Source organism: Ruminococcus sp. AF31-8BH (assembly GCF_003460605.1).
In the GTDB taxonomy this organism is placed as follows: Bacteria; Bacillota; Clostridia; order Lachnospirales; family Lachnospiraceae; genus Blautia_A; species Blautia_A acetigignens.
In genome coordinates this window covers 178,263-190,521 of sequence record NZ_QTVN01000002.1, presented here as the reverse complement: position 1 = coordinate 190,521, position 12,259 = coordinate 178,263, and the positions used below count along the sequence as shown (strand labels likewise).

The 12,259-nt window shown below is 41.2% G+C and carries 19 protein-coding genes; 5 read left to right on the top strand and 14 right to left on the bottom strand.

All coding sequences use genetic code 11. The features are described 5' to 3' along the window. Nucleotides 1-33: 33 nt before the first annotated feature. Complete coding sequence (locus tag DWZ38_RS03240; protein ID WP_117849944.1) at nucleotides 34-267, top strand: helix-turn-helix domain-containing protein; 234 nt, start codon at nucleotides 34-36, stop codon at nucleotides 265-267. Between the two features lie 13 nt (nucleotides 268-280). Here DWZ38_RS03240 and DWZ38_RS03235 read toward each other — a convergent pair whose 3' ends face one another. The 5 genes from DWZ38_RS03235 to DWZ38_RS03215 form a co-directional block, all read right to left on the bottom strand. Beyond that, nucleotides 281-1,024 (bottom strand): phage antirepressor KilAC domain-containing protein, encoded by a 744-nt coding sequence (locus DWZ38_RS03235; protein WP_117849941.1) that lies wholly within the window; start codon nucleotides 1,022-1,024, stop codon nucleotides 281-283. Between the two features lie 425 nt (nucleotides 1,025-1,449). Next, nucleotides 1,450-2,040 (bottom strand): hypothetical protein, encoded by a 591-nt coding sequence (locus tag DWZ38_RS03230; protein WP_117849939.1) that lies wholly within the window; start codon nucleotides 2,038-2,040, stop codon nucleotides 1,450-1,452. Nucleotides 2,041-2,763: 723 nt separating this feature from the next. Then, complete coding sequence (locus tag DWZ38_RS03225) at nucleotides 2,764-3,051, bottom strand: hypothetical protein (protein WP_117849937.1); 288 nt, start codon at nucleotides 3,049-3,051, stop codon at nucleotides 2,764-2,766. 15 nt (nucleotides 3,052-3,066) lie between these two features. Next, the gene (locus DWZ38_RS03220; protein ID WP_117849935.1) at nucleotides 3,067-3,282 is read right to left on the bottom strand and encodes a hypothetical protein; all 216 of its coding nucleotides are present in this window, start codon (nucleotides 3,280-3,282) and stop codon (nucleotides 3,067-3,069) included. Nucleotides 3,283-3,350: 68 nt separating this feature from the next. After that, a complete protein-coding gene (locus DWZ38_RS03215; RefSeq protein ID WP_117849932.1) occupies nucleotides 3,351-3,602 on the bottom strand; it encodes a helix-turn-helix transcriptional regulator in 252 nt (83 codons plus the stop codon). Nucleotides 3,603-3,971: 369 nt separating this feature from the next. Here DWZ38_RS03215 and DWZ38_RS03210 point away from each other — a divergent pair, with 369 nt between their 5' ends. The 3 genes from DWZ38_RS03210 (at nucleotide 3,972) to DWZ38_RS22440 (ending at nucleotide 5,415) form a co-directional block, all read left to right on the top strand. Then, on the top strand, nucleotides 3,972-4,250 hold the full coding sequence (locus DWZ38_RS03210; RefSeq protein WP_117849930.1) for a hypothetical protein: 279 nt from the start codon (nucleotides 3,972-3,974) through the stop codon (nucleotides 4,248-4,250). Nucleotides 4,251-4,261: 11 nt separating this feature from the next. After that, a complete protein-coding gene (locus DWZ38_RS03205) occupies nucleotides 4,262-4,642 on the top strand; it encodes a hypothetical protein (RefSeq protein ID WP_117849927.1) in 381 nt (126 codons plus the stop codon). A 554-nt stretch (nucleotides 4,643-5,196) separates the two neighbouring features. Continuing rightward, complete coding sequence (locus DWZ38_RS22440) at nucleotides 5,197-5,415, top strand: hypothetical protein (protein WP_207661311.1); 219 nt, start codon at nucleotides 5,197-5,199, stop codon at nucleotides 5,413-5,415. A 275-nt stretch (nucleotides 5,416-5,690) separates the two neighbouring features. On the opposite strand, the gene DWZ38_RS03200 is transcribed toward DWZ38_RS22440, so the two are convergent. The 8 genes from DWZ38_RS03200 to DWZ38_RS22070 form a co-directional block, all read right to left on the bottom strand. Next, on the bottom strand, nucleotides 5,691-6,356 hold the full coding sequence (locus tag DWZ38_RS03200; protein WP_178105260.1) for a DUF4417 domain-containing protein: 666 nt from the start codon (nucleotides 6,354-6,356) through the stop codon (nucleotides 5,691-5,693). Between the two features lie 308 nt (nucleotides 6,357-6,664). Continuing rightward, nucleotides 6,665-7,405 (bottom strand): hypothetical protein, encoded by a 741-nt coding sequence (locus DWZ38_RS03195; protein ID WP_117849922.1) that lies wholly within the window; start codon nucleotides 7,403-7,405, stop codon nucleotides 6,665-6,667. Further along, a complete protein-coding gene (locus tag DWZ38_RS03190) occupies nucleotides 7,399-8,109 on the bottom strand; it encodes an ABC transporter ATP-binding protein (protein WP_117849920.1) in 711 nt (236 codons plus the stop codon). The genes DWZ38_RS03195 and DWZ38_RS03190 overlap by 7 nt, the downstream gene beginning before the upstream one ends. Nucleotides 8,110-8,187: 78 nt before the next feature. Further along, complete coding sequence (locus tag DWZ38_RS03185) at nucleotides 8,188-8,538, bottom strand: GntR family transcriptional regulator (protein ID WP_021926966.1); 351 nt, start codon at nucleotides 8,536-8,538, stop codon at nucleotides 8,188-8,190. A gap of 180 nt (nucleotides 8,539-8,718) precedes the next feature. Further along, on the bottom strand, nucleotides 8,719-8,991 hold the full coding sequence (locus DWZ38_RS03180) for an MATE family efflux transporter (protein WP_021926967.1): 273 nt from the start codon (nucleotides 8,989-8,991) through the stop codon (nucleotides 8,719-8,721). Nucleotides 8,992-9,052: 61 nt separating this feature from the next. Next, a complete protein-coding gene (locus DWZ38_RS03175) occupies nucleotides 9,053-9,451 on the bottom strand; it encodes an HI0074 family nucleotidyltransferase substrate-binding subunit (RefSeq protein WP_021926968.1) in 399 nt (132 codons plus the stop codon). Continuing rightward, nucleotides 9,423-9,704 carry a nucleotidyltransferase domain-containing protein gene (locus DWZ38_RS03170; protein ID WP_021926969.1) on the bottom strand — a complete coding sequence of 94 codons (282 nt, stop codon included), beginning with the start codon at nucleotides 9,702-9,704 and terminating at the stop codon, nucleotides 9,423-9,425. Before DWZ38_RS03170 ends, DWZ38_RS03175 begins: the two co-directional genes overlap by 29 nt. Before the next feature lie 172 nt (nucleotides 9,705-9,876). Beyond that, nucleotides 9,877-10,305 carry a hypothetical protein gene (locus DWZ38_RS22070; protein WP_178105259.1) on the bottom strand — a complete coding sequence of 143 codons (429 nt, stop codon included), beginning with the start codon at nucleotides 10,303-10,305 and terminating at the stop codon, nucleotides 9,877-9,879. On the opposite strand from DWZ38_RS22070, the gene DWZ38_RS03165 reads away from it, so the two are divergent. Further along, the gene (locus DWZ38_RS03165) at nucleotides 10,261-10,698 is read left to right on the top strand and encodes an AraC family transcriptional regulator (protein WP_173767483.1); all 438 of its coding nucleotides are present in this window, start codon (nucleotides 10,261-10,263) and stop codon (nucleotides 10,696-10,698) included. The genes DWZ38_RS22070 and DWZ38_RS03165 overlap by 45 nt on opposite strands. Nucleotides 10,699-10,767: 69 nt before the next feature. Here the strand turns inward: DWZ38_RS03165 and DWZ38_RS03160 are convergent, their stop codons facing one another. After that, entirely contained in the window at nucleotides 10,768-12,252 is a 1,485-nt protein-coding gene (locus DWZ38_RS03160; protein ID WP_117849914.1) for a L,D-transpeptidase family protein, read from the bottom strand. Nucleotides 12,253-12,259: the final 7 nt, after the last annotated feature.

Sequence of the window (12,259 nt, the reverse complement as noted above, 5' to 3'; positions counted from 1 at the left end):
TTTGCGTTTATTATGTAAGTAGGAGGTGTTTATATGGTATCTCAAAAAATTAAACAAATAATGAAAATGAAAAAAATTACAAATATTCAAGTTGCTGAACATCTAGGAACTTCACCACAAGCACTAGCTAACAAGTTTTCCAGAGAAACGCTTTCTGCATATGATCTTATAGCCATCCTTGACTTTCTTGGTTGTCAAATTTCTGTTGAAGCATTTCCAGATATCATAGTAAAATTTAATAGCAATGATCTGAAAAGAGAGCCTTAATGGTTCTCTTTTTTTACTTTCTAATCAATCCTTGTCCTTGCAGTAAAAGTCTAAATGTTTCTTTACCTTTCACAGTGATATATGTCTGAACATTCGAATATCCAAACGGTGTTGAGAAATCTTTCATCTGGAAAAGCCCAGCTTTCCTATACGGTTCATAGGGTTTAATAATATTGTGCCTATCACGGTAAATATAACCGTTTTCCGTAAGCCACTTAGTAAACGCTTTAGGTGGAATGTGAAATTCCTTTGCTGCATCTCGAAAAGTTGTAAGAAGTCTATTATCTATCAGACTGTCGAAATAATCAGCTTTAGGCTTCTGTTCCTGTACTTTCTGTTCAAGTAACTGCTTTTCCTGTTGTTCTTCAATCCATCTTTTAGCTCGTTCTATCGGATCAGCTATCTGGTAAGAATCTTGTTTCTGACCGACTTCATACTTCCCAGTCTTACGAATGGACGGAAGTACTTCTGATGTGACCCAATGTTTAAATTCTTTGGCTTTTTCAAGCTTACTACTAAAAATTAACGAGAAAAGACCGGATTCATTAATAGCTATGATATTCCTTGTCTGTGTCCCGTCATAAAATGGTACTTCTGCCTTATCTTCCAACTCTACATGCCTTTGTATATCTCGACTACCATTTTGGTACCCGAGGGCTGTTGCAACATCAATTCCAACAAACCACGGAACACCATTTATCGTTACTGTTCTTACGCTTCCAAATTCTGGATTGCTAAAAATCATCATATCGTTCATCCGTTATACCTGCCTTTCTGAGTATTGCCTTGTTTTTAGTATGGCAGAGAAACAGTTAAGGCTTACTGCTTGTCGTGTTCGAATCACTATCCCTGCCATGTTAAGGAGAGCTTTTTTGTTTTTTCGGGCGGTTTCGGTGGTAACTACCGCTGACCGGAGGTTTATATATACCCCCTCCCGGTCATCCAGTACGGACGCTGGCAAGTCAGCCCACCGCCCAATGGGAACCGCTGCCCTTGCCCGGTCGCTGTTTATCGTAAGTCTTCGGCGGTGGTCAAGGAAATGCTATGCAAAATCTATTGTCATATTGCACAAAAAACAGTGTTTTATAGAATGTCTTTTTAGGGTGTGCCCTATTTGCACATTGCGTATTACTAGATATAGAATCCGTTTCTTCGCAATCACAACATATAGTGTTTTTACTGTTATAGCTCCGGTTTTTCCATCTCTGGAAGCTCCAGCGCCGCTTTGTGCTTCTCCGCGATCTGCTGCGCAGTCTGCTGTGGTACGCCATACTGTTGTGTAGCTTGTACCGGTGCAGTTTCTGCCATGCCATAGGCGGCTTTTGCAACAAATATCAAGTTCGCATTTGTTCCGGTCTGATTATGCAATCTATTGATTGCGCAGTTTTTGCAAATATCAAACCATTTTTTAGCCGTGTCACCATGTGACGAGTTTGTTCTATACACTCCATTCATCCAGTCAGTAAACGTTGTACGATTAATCCCAACTAAAAAGCTAAATACTTCTAGGGTTGGTAATACATGATATTTACTGCATAATCTCACATAAGTATTAAACATTTTATCTAATAGCTCTATATTGTCATTACTTGGCTTTTGTATATGATCTGCAATATAAAAAATCATATCTACAAAGCTATCTGATACTTCTTTCTTATAGTTTTCGTTATCTGGTGATATACATAATACAGTATTTATATATTCATCAGCATATATATTAATATTATCTAAATAGATATCTACGTCTTGTACATTTACTGTATTATCTTTCATGTTATCACCTCACTTTAACACGTTAATTTGTAAATAAAAAAGAGAATGTCACCAGGTAAAGCTTATCCCCGGAAAACTTCCGGGTGTTCGGGTACATTCTCTAAAACTTAAAATAAAATATTCTGTTTTCTTTGTTGCTGATACCTTAACACAGTTTTTAATATCTTGTCAAATTTAATTTTGCATAAAATAAAACCCTTTATTTTGTCAGTAATTAATAAATAATATTTGTGATATTATATTATAATCTTCATTTATATTTATATTATATATATTATTATACGGTACTGTATAGCATATCTTTTAATAAACTCTAGTCTTAAGAATCTATGGAGGGGTAAAAGATATATTATATATAATATATTTAAACATAATAAAAGCCAGACCTTACCGAGCTTCAATACCTGGCTGATCTGGCTTGTTAACTGCTACTTTATTCTGTTCAGGTGCAAACGATTTCACAATAACCACCCCTCCATGAGTTCCCGCGACCATCGTTGGTAATAACGTTACTGTAAGTTTTTCAGAAAGTCAAGACCAAAAATAAAAAATATTTTTCTTGACAAAAATTAAAAACCTGTGCTATTAATATTTTAACAGCTTCGGCGGTGGGCTGTTAACCCCTCGATTGTCGTTACGCCGCCATAAATAAGCATTTTAAAAGCCCCGGGATTAATTTCCTGGGGCTTTATTTATTTGTTTTTTTAAATTTACCTCCCTTAATCAATCTATAGTTTTAAGATAACATCTATGTCCATTCATGTTCTTATCAAGTGCATAAAAACAGGGCTTTTCGTTACCCTGGAGTACTTCGCTGATTTCGTAGTCCCAGCCCCATGGAGCCTTTACCATTAATTTTCCCATGGTATTTTTAAACGGCTCCCATCCTTCTGGTATTTCTACCATCAGTTCATCAAAGCAGTTTGCCGTGCTATCTGGACCGCCGAAAGTGTATTTCTTCCTTTTCTCCGCTCCTAAAACTCCGTAATTGCAATAAATTTTAATTTCCATGTTCTTTTCCTCCTTTTATCCTCTTGTTTCTTCCCAATCGCCACCATTGTAAATTGTAACCTGTCTGTGTATAGTCTGCATCCAGTCTTCGCCAGTAGAATTTCCAAACGGATCGCGGCTTTTTCTTGCAACTTCATTTTCAAGCTCCACGTAACGACACCATGTGGTTTCATCCTTTACTACTTTCCATCCTTTTTCGACTAATTGTTTGATTCTTTCTTCACCAGTCATTTTCTTCCCTCCTGATCTGTTCCCTGTCTGGGGCTGTGCTTGTTTTCTTTAACTGTCTTTATTATACATTATTTATTAATGTATGTCAATATCTTTTCTTCAAATTCTTTTGTTGTTTCGTCTGGAAGATATTCTAATAAATAACCGGGCTGACACTCCAATATAGTACATATTTTATTTAGTGTATCTTGCGTGACAAGTCGATCATTGCGGAGCTGTTGCAGCTGGCTTTCTGTAAATATCTTATTTTTTCTTATTAAATAGGTTGTAATCCCCTTTTCTGCCATCATATCAATTATATTTCGTTTATATTTAATCATTTTCATATCTCCTTACATTCTTATTATATATAGAAATATAATAGCACTTTTATGCACTATATTTCAATGTACAACATGCACAAAAACCGTTTTCAACATGCTCTTTAATTTAGTGTATAATGTCAATGGACATACATTATAATTTAGTGTATTATATAACCATCAACAGAGAACAAAAGAAACAAACAACCGGAACCGCCCGAACCACTCAAGCCAATGAGGACATAAGGAAACGGACTGATTAATTGAAAAATTCTAGTTTCTGGAAACTAAATAAAAAAAGCTGGCTGCATCCTACCGAGACAAACAGCCAGCACCAAACTAAAAAGAAAGGCAACCCTATTATAACAGGGGTAAAGGTGAAAAACAATGAAAAAAATCGAAACATTAGTAATTAGAGGCCGCAGATGGTTTCAAAAATTATATGGAAATACTTATCACACAGTAACGATTGTCGTAAATGGCCATATTTTAAAAAGTAGTATTCAGTATGGCTATGGAAATCAGTATCTTGTTACCGCCGCTGATCTCCTTCGTGAAAATGGTTATGATATTCCAGAGAATACCATGGAAGCATTGAGAATGTTAAAGGATCTTTCTGAAAACGATTATGAAGTCATTGACGTTAAGAGAAAGAAAGATCTGTAGGAGGTGCGTAAATGGTAACAATCAAGAAAGCAACACAAGCACAGACAATCGCCGCTATAAAAAGCGGTGATTTTTCCGAAGTTGACAAAATCGAAGAAACCGCAAAAAAGGACGCTAGACAAGTGTTTGATGCTGTTTCTTTCGGTGCTGTTCCGCTGATCTGGTATGACTTGCCGCCGGTTCGCTGTCAGTCTGGGGCGGTTTCTTTTATGCGGTATGCATTGCACAGATCAACTAAAAAAGCGGATCATTTGCAACTGTCCTGCATGGAGATAAAAGATGGCCGCATGATTCCAACGTCTGACCACCAGTATAATATTACTGACGGCGGTTTTTCCGAGTTTTTCCGGGACTTGCCCCATGTTATAAATGTAAATTATTTAGAGCAGTAAAAACACTGCTCTTTTTCTGCTTCCCGGTTTCCAGATAGGCGGCACGTTCACGGCTTGCAAGCGGTTTTTGGCATTCTACCAGATACACCTTGCAAAGTTAATATAATAAGTCAATCAATTAATGCGCTTTTTTATCAGTAAATGGCTTTTTATGCTGTTAATGGGGATTTATGCAGCATTTGCATTTTGAGCCACTTATAAGCCTTAAAACGCTTTTTATTGTCTTGCATGGTTTATTGACTGTCTGTGGCTATGGGTATATAATAGTCTTGTATAGCTATATGCAGCTATGCTTTATTTGCGTACCGTGTAAATGGGCGTATTATGTCCGCTTATGTGCGTAGCTTGTCCAGGCTTCCCGGTGATCTGTCGCAGCTGTCCGGGCTATATATCAATTAGGGCTGTACAACTATATTGCGATATGCTTGCATAACGCTGTATTTTCATTTTTAAGGCGTTTTATAATCGTAGTCAATAAAGTATAGGCTAAATACGTTACAAGCCATTTAAGGCTTATTTTGCAAGAGTATTATTGCATTTTAACGCTGTGTTATATGTTGCTTGTTGCTATTGCCTATTATCTGTTGTCGGTTGGTTCTGGTCTGCCAGGGCTACGGCTGACGGTCGGCTTTGCTGGTGTTCAATCGTTCCCGGCAAATTCCATGTTTCATCGGTTCGGCGTGGTATCGGCTCCCGGTGCTGTCCATGGTTGGTTTTTGGCGGCGGAAAAGTCGCAACTGTTCAAGACTTCAATAATTACAACTAACTTGTAAATGATATCCAAATTCCAACATCATTTTGGCAGCCAAAAATCAAGGAAATCCAGAAAAAAAGTGGCAACCAGAAAAATTCTCGCATTTTCTAGTTACCACTTAAATTTTAATTTTGCACAAATATTTCTATAGCGTAAAGTTCCGAATGATTCAAAATTCACAATTTATTTAATCCTTCTTTCTTCCGTGTTCCATATCTTCTGTGAGATGATTTCTCTAAACGTTCCGTCCTCTTCATTTGTGACTTGGAAAGTTTCTTCTTTCTCTGGTAATTATCAGTCGTTGTTCCCATTCACGCCCTCCTTATTAATCTTCTGATTCCTGGTTTCAAAGTTTATAATTTCCGTGTCTGTTTCTAATTCTTCCGGGATTCTTCCAACAATGATAACTCGCAGCGGCTTCAATCTGCGTTCCATTTCCTTGAAACCAACGCAAAATTCCAACCGTGCTGCCTTGCTCTTTACTCTTCCATTGGTGCAACAGGCAACTGTGCTTCCCTCCGGCAGTCCATCAAAGCACCAGTCCCAACAGTATTCTGGTAATATGCTTACGTTCGGAATTACTGGAATATCATTCAGGACCATGTAGTGAGCCAGTGCATGATTGCGGTATTTATTCCACAAGCACATAGCCAACGGCATTCCGTTCTTGCCGATCGATATGCTAAAATCTGGCATAATGACTGCATGAAAACATTTCAAATGCTCCATGTACTTGTCTGGCTGATTCCAAAATCTTTGAAACTGTACATCGTCCGCATAGAAATTTACGTCTAGTTCCCGGTGGTTCTTAATTTTTCGGCTAAAGCTCTCCGCAAAATCTACAGTATTTTTCCCTGGATGGATAAAAGTCTTTGGAATTTTAGGGATTCCGTACTGTCCAACAAGCTCTGCATCCGTGATTAAAAACTCTTTCATTACGTCATAAGCTGTATGTATCATTGATTCCACTCCCATTTTTTCTCTTATAGTGCTAAAAGGTACTTATATTTGAAAAATACCATATCTTGTGTCTTAATGCAAGTTTTCCTACTAAATATCTTGCGTTGTTCTGAATGTAGAGTAAAAAAAATGATCGAGGCGCAGGAGCGTTCCATGTCCGCAGGACAGGGCAGCCAGCAGAGCGGTCAGTACTAATCTTTTGAAAAAGTCTGATTAAAAAAGCAAAAAACTACAGGGCATTCCTTACTCCTTATGAAAGAAGCAGGTAATGCCCTGTTTTCATATAATGACTGTAAGCGGAAAAAATTTTATACGCTCAGTTTCTTTTCCATGATCCATCCGCTGATCAGGTAAAGAATTACAGATACTGCCAGTGATACTGCGATGTACAAAGCAAAGGTAAGTTCCCTGCTTTCCAGAGCAGGAACTTTGTCGAGCCCCATGCCAAGAAGGGTGGAAAGGATGATAAAAATAACAAAGGAGACCACACCGCTGGCCTTTTTGCCGGCAAGAACACTGGCGGATAAAATTACGGCAAAATCTGCACTGACAATGTAGGAGATCCAGCTTGCCAGAAGTGTAAAAAAGGCAAAGGCAATGCTGACAGGATCAACAGATATATGCATGCTCACATACAAAACATCGTTTACCATATTCCAGACTTCCTTTAGTCCGCCGACGTAAAAATACGCGGCAGCTGCATCGATTGCTGCCAGGGCTGCAAAAAACGCGCCTGTGATCAGTATGGAGATTCCGTTTTCCAGAATTTTGGCTCCAAGGATCTGGTAGCTGCTTTTGGGAGTGAGGAACAGCATGTAGCTCTGTTTGGTGTTCAGATCCCGGTGCAAAACGGTTACGCTTTCCAGGCCAATGTACAGGATACCCATAGTTGCACACAGAACCAGAAACATAATCCCAGAGGAAAGGAACACATCCTTTTTCAAAAATATTCCCAGTAAATAAACGATTTCAGATAAAAGAGTAATGCTTAATAAGATCAGTTTTGAAAATGCGGTTTTGCGAAATTCATATTTCATTAACTTTAACATACTGCTTCTCCCCCATGTCCATAAATTTCACGATAAAGATCTACGACAGATTTGTGCCGGCTGATACGGAGCTCCTCTACCATGCACTGTTCTACCAGATGGCCATCCTTCATGAAAAGGGCTGCGTCTGCCACGCGCTCCAGCTCGTCTACCAGATGGCTGGAAACCACCAAAGTCACATCCGGATCAACCGCTTCCAGAATGCTTTTCATGATTTCATCTCTTGCAAGAAGGTCGATACCGTTTAATGGCTCATCCAGAAGATAGATCTTTGCCTTTCGAGCCATGGTCACGGCGATCTTCAGCTTCGCCATCATACCGGAGGAAAGCTTCTTGGCTTTCATGTCCTCGGTCAGCTCCATACGGGTGATCATCTGCTGATACTTTTCCATGGAAAAATCCTCGAAGAAATCGGCGTAATAGTTTCCCACATCTGCTACTGTCATCCAGTTATAGAAGTATGGTTCTGTGGACATATAGGCGATTTCTTTCTTGCTCTCTTTGCCGATTGGCTGGTTCTGGTAAAGGATCTCGCCGCTGGTTGGCTTCACAAGTCCGGCAGTCATCTTCATCCAGGTGGTCTTGCCGCTTCCGTTGGGACCGAGCATAGCGTATACAAGTCCTGATTCTAACTTCAGGGATACGTGATCGACAGCGGTTTTGCTGCCGTATTTTTTCGTTGCTTCTTTGCTTTCTAAGATCATTTTCATACACTCCTTGTTATGATTCTGATTTTGCAGCTGTCTTACCTGACCAAAAATGCAGGTTGTCGGACAGTATTTTTATTTTTGCTTTTCCAAAAGAGCGATTGCCTCGCTTCTGGAAAAACCAAGCTGCTCCATGCCTTCCAGAAAATCCCGGATCAGTGTGCCGGCCATTTCTTCTTTCATCTGGTCCACTTTCCCGGGATCTTCTGTGACAAAAGTTCCCATTCCGCGTCTGGTGAAGCAGACGCCTTCGCTCTCAAGCTCCTTATATACGCGGCTGACAGTATTTGGATTGATGGTGTATTCCACCGCCAGGTCTCGCACAGAGGGAAGCTTGGCTCCCGGGGGCAGCTTGCCTGTTACAATATCTCGCTTGATTGAATTGGCTGCCTGGAGATAAATCGGCAGCGCCGGATTATATTCCATGATGCCCTCCTTTTTGTGTCACTGTCATAGATGAATAGTACACTAGAATTATAGGATTGTCAAGAAAGATTTTTAGAATTATTAAAAATTTCCTTGAATAAAAAAAACAGCAACCGCCGCGATTGCTGTTTTTGAAAAGAATTGTGTAAAAAGCTTTAGTTTTATAAATTCGCCTTTGCCTCAAGCTTTCGCATATGCAAAAGATACACTACCAGAATCGCGCCGCCGGTGAAAATCCAGAAGGTTTACAAAAATACCAACCAGAGCCACGCAGCTTCCCACTGCCGCCAGCGCCCTGTCCCCTGCAAATCTGCCGACTACGGCAACATCCGCAGAGTTAAACAGCTGCTGCAAAATACTGCTGAATGCCAGCGGTATGGCAAAGATGATCAGCTTGCCGGCAAGACCGCCGTTTAGCATATCCATTTCTTTTGATTTTTTTACTTCTTCCATCTCTTACGAAATCACTTTCTGTTTTTATACTATTACGCCATATCTGGGGACACTTATTTTCTTAAAACAAGTTCTCTACTTTCTCCTGAAATTCTTCGAATTTGGTTATATAGACGTCGACGATTGTCTGGCAGCTGTTTTTTACGATGATGCCATCATAGTCGTGTGCCAGCAGGTTTCTGACCTTCAGCATCTCCATCCATTCGTCTCCCTCAATCAGGTTTGCCTGGAAAGATTCTCTTAAGACTTCACGAGGCGAACCAGCAACAAAGCCTGTGATTGCATAATACTGAACCAGGATATCTTTCATTACTTTCCATGCAAGATCAAAGGTAATACTGAATTTGGCACTGGTTCCGCTTAATACAAAAGAATCCGTCATATCACGTTCTCTGGCTTCAGAAAGAGAAGATAGAGAATTTTTAAAAGATTCATATCTTTTCGTAAATTTTTCGTCCATACTTTTCTATGTCCTCCAATAAAAGATTATTTTGGCACTCTTCCAGGCCAACAAGATCAATGGTATATAGTGTGGGGATTTCTTCCAGCTCTTCTCTTAGGTTTTCTATGTCGTCCACGCCTTTTACTGCAATATCAATGTCGCTTCTTTCCAGTGCAGTTCCCTTGGCGCGAGAGCCGAAAAGGATTACTGTGGTGGCTCCATTTCTTTTGCATATTCCAATGATTTCCTGCATCACGTCTTCTATCTGCATACTTCAACATCCCTCTATAAAAAATATTCCCCACCTCTCTCAGCATTTCCTAAGAGATGGGGAGATCTGTATTTATAATACGTGATGGCGGGGAATAAATCAATATGAATCTTTTTCTGCTGACTCACAGCAGTGTAGGTTCGGTATTTAATAACACTGTGAGGATTCAGCATCAGCCGGTGATCATTTTCCAAATTCCGCGGAGAAAATGACCGTTGGCGAATTCCAGGAGGGCGGGGACGAGGCCGCCTTTCATGCCGCCGGAAATCTGCATGCTGCGTAAGGGGGCTCCAGCAGAGGATGCATCTTTCATTTCCTCCACAGAATTATCCATGGTAAACTGACCTTTTCGCGGCTTCACAAAATGATAGGGTCTGCCAAGCATGGCTTCCAATTCTTTCTGGTTTGGCTTTCCCTTGCAGGTTTCGTACCAGCTGCCCGGCTGCCATGCGGGAACCTCTTTCAGCAACGCGTCCGTGGTATTTCCCTTTTCATCGCAGCCAGAAGCATAAACGGAACCTGGCAGAAAGTTCAGCGGCTGGCTGATTCTGGCGGGATGGATGTAAACGATGCCTTTTCCCTCAGTGATTCCTATATCCAACAGTGCGAGCTTCTCGCTTCCCCAGAAAAGCTGGTAAATCTCCAGTACCGGATGCTGCTGGATTATACGAACAAAGTAGAGCGCCTGCGCCTTGGAAAGCAGCCCACCCGGCTTACTCTGGATGTTGCCAATTACATCCAGCATCATATGTCTGAGAACATCACTGTGGAAAAGCTGGCAAAAGAGCTGTTTTTGAGCCGCCCTTATCTTTCCAGGCGGTTTAAGGAAGAGACCGGGGAAAGCCTGACAGATTTTATTTTAAAAGAAAAAACGGAAGAAGCAAAGCGCCTCCTCCGTTATTCGGGTAAATCTCTTACTGCAATCGGAAACTATCTGGGATTTTCTTCCCAGAGTCATTTCGCGCGGGTATTTAAAAAATATGCCAAGGTGTAACATAGTTAAAATAAGTTGTCAATTTATATTTGTTCATTTCGTTGTTAAATTTAAGTAAATTGATGCAATTTAATACAAAATAATGGGATACCCGCCCTCTATGGTGTTATAAATAATCGAAGCCTCATCTGGCGGAAGGTTTACGCAGCCGTGGCTGCCTCGGGTTTTATATGCGTCACCGCCGAAGGAGGACTGCCAGCTTGCATCATGGAGACCCTGGCCGTAGACGAAGGGCATCCAGTACTGCACGGTTGTCTCGTATCCATACTCCTCACTGGAAAGGGTGAAGGGGCTTGCCTTGTAGGCGATGGGGTAAGCGCCTGTGTAGGTGGCACGCTCCGGTGTAGGAAGGCCGCTGATGATGTCCGTTTCCGTAACCAGCGCGCCATCCTTGTACAGCCACAAATGCTGCTGAGACAGACTGACCTCAATATAGCTTCCGTTCAGATCATCGGTTCCATTTCGTGACAAACCAGCCTTCTCATAAACAGGCTCACGGGTAACGGCTTCTCCGCTCTTTAAATCTGTAAGGATCTGCTGGACTTCCCCACTCTGGTCGATCCGATAGCCATATTCATTGTTGCTCACTTCTATGACGCCACCGCCTGTGGTCTGGAAAGATCTTGGTACATAAATGGTATTATATTTTCCAGCCAGGTTCTCCACGTAGGACTGAACCTGTGCCTCATCCACGGTAATCCCGTCGTCTGAAATCTGCAGCCAGGCTCCTGTGGTCTCCCCGTTCAGTACCTCCGTCACACTTCCAAAGGTGTAGGTAATGGAGGCATTTCTGTAATTGGAAAGAAGGGTGTTCAGCTCTGCTGCTTTTTCATTCAGTTCTGTGGAATCTGCGGTTACCTCTGCTGCCTTGTAAAGGTTTTCGTTCACCTCTATCTGCAGATTATTTTTGAAAAAAGAATCGTCCAGGCTCTGGCCGACGTAGGCTTCTGTGTACTGTCTTAATTTTCCCTCATCGATCTGGTTTCCAAGCTGATCCTGAATTACCACGTAAGTGTCCTGCTGGCTGTCATACTGAATGCTCGCACTCTGGGAGGCAACTCTCTCACCGCTTCCGGAAAAATTCCCTTCCGTTAACGCATCTGAAAACTTCTGGTCATCCCTCTGCACATTTAAGGTCACCACATCATTCTCTCTTCCACGAAAAAGCTTCCAGTTCTGTTGGTGTTCCTCCATAATCTGTTCCAGTTGGGAAAGCAGATCCGCCTGGTCCAGGGAATAACCCAGGTTTCCAAGGGTGACGGTATATACCGTATTTCCATTTTCCACGTAGGTCAACTGCTTCGATTCGAAAGCAGAGCTTAAGGTCTCGCTGGCTTTTTCGGGAGTAAGACGGGAAACATTTGCTCCGTTGACGGTAATGTTTCCGCCCATTGTCTTTGTATTTACTACGATCTCATATGCGATCAGACCAATCACCAGAAGAACAAGGATTACAATACAGGCAGTAAGAACTCCCTTCAGTTTTTTCTTCTGATTCCGGGATCTCTTCCCGGATTCTTTAATCCCATTCTTTCTTTTTTTCTCTTTGCTCATATCTGCT

Bases quoted from the DNA above. Each gene is read 5' to 3' on its own strand.
- DWZ38_RS03220 (WP_117849935.1), bottom strand. From the start codon at position 3,282: ATGACTGGTGAAGAAAGAATCAAACAATTAGTCGAAAAAGGATGGAAA.
- DWZ38_RS03205 (WP_117849927.1), top strand. From the start codon at position 4,262: ATGGTAACAATCAAGAAAGCAACACAAGCACAGACAATCGCCGCTATA.
- DWZ38_RS03195 (WP_117849922.1), bottom strand. From the start codon at position 7,405: ATGTTAAAGTTAATGAAATATGAATTTCGCAAAACCGCATTTTCAAAA.
- DWZ38_RS03185 (WP_021926966.1), bottom strand. From the start codon at position 8,538: ATGGAATATAATCCGGCGCTGCCGATTTATCTCCAGGCAGCCAATTCA.
- DWZ38_RS03165 (WP_173767483.1), top strand. From the start codon at position 10,261: ATGGATGTAAACGATGCCTTTTCCCTCAGTGATTCCTATATCCAACAG.
- DWZ38_RS03190 (WP_117849920.1), bottom strand. From the start codon at position 8,109: ATGATCTTAGAAAGCAAAGAAGCAACGAAAAAATACGGCAGCAAAACC.
- DWZ38_RS03235 (WP_117849941.1), bottom strand. From the start codon at position 1,024: ATGAACGATATGATGATTTTTAGCAATCCAGAATTTGGAAGCGTAAGA.
- DWZ38_RS03240 (WP_117849944.1), top strand. From the start codon at position 34: ATGGTATCTCAAAAAATTAAACAAATAATGAAAATGAAAAAAATTACA.
- DWZ38_RS03210 (WP_117849930.1), top strand. From the start codon at position 3,972: ATGAAAAAAATCGAAACATTAGTAATTAGAGGCCGCAGATGGTTTCAA.
- DWZ38_RS03215 (WP_117849932.1), bottom strand. From the start codon at position 3,602: ATGATTAAATATAAACGAAATATAATTGATATGATGGCAGAAAAGGGG.
- DWZ38_RS03225 (WP_117849937.1), bottom strand. From the start codon at position 3,051: ATGGAAATTAAAATTTATTGCAATTACGGAGTTTTAGGAGCGGAGAAA.
- DWZ38_RS03170 (WP_021926969.1), bottom strand. From the start codon at position 9,704: ATGCAGATAGAAGACGTGATGCAGGAAATCATTGGAATATGCAAAAGA.
- DWZ38_RS22440 (WP_207661311.1), top strand. From the start codon at position 5,197: ATGTTGCTTGTTGCTATTGCCTATTATCTGTTGTCGGTTGGTTCTGGT.
- DWZ38_RS03175 (WP_021926968.1), bottom strand. From the start codon at position 9,451: ATGGACGAAAAATTTACGAAAAGATATGAATCTTTTAAAAATTCTCTA.
- DWZ38_RS03230 (WP_117849939.1), bottom strand. From the start codon at position 2,040: ATGAAAGATAATACAGTAAATGTACAAGACGTAGATATCTATTTAGAT.
- DWZ38_RS03160 (WP_117849914.1), bottom strand. From the start codon at position 12,252: ATGAGCAAAGAGAAAAAAAGAAAGAATGGGATTAAAGAATCCGGGAAG.
- DWZ38_RS03200 (WP_178105260.1), bottom strand. From the start codon at position 6,356: ATGATACATACAGCTTATGACGTAATGAAAGAGTTTTTAATCACGGAT.
- DWZ38_RS03180 (WP_021926967.1), bottom strand. From the start codon at position 8,991: ATGGAAGAAGTAAAAAAATCAAAAGAAATGGATATGCTAAACGGCGGT.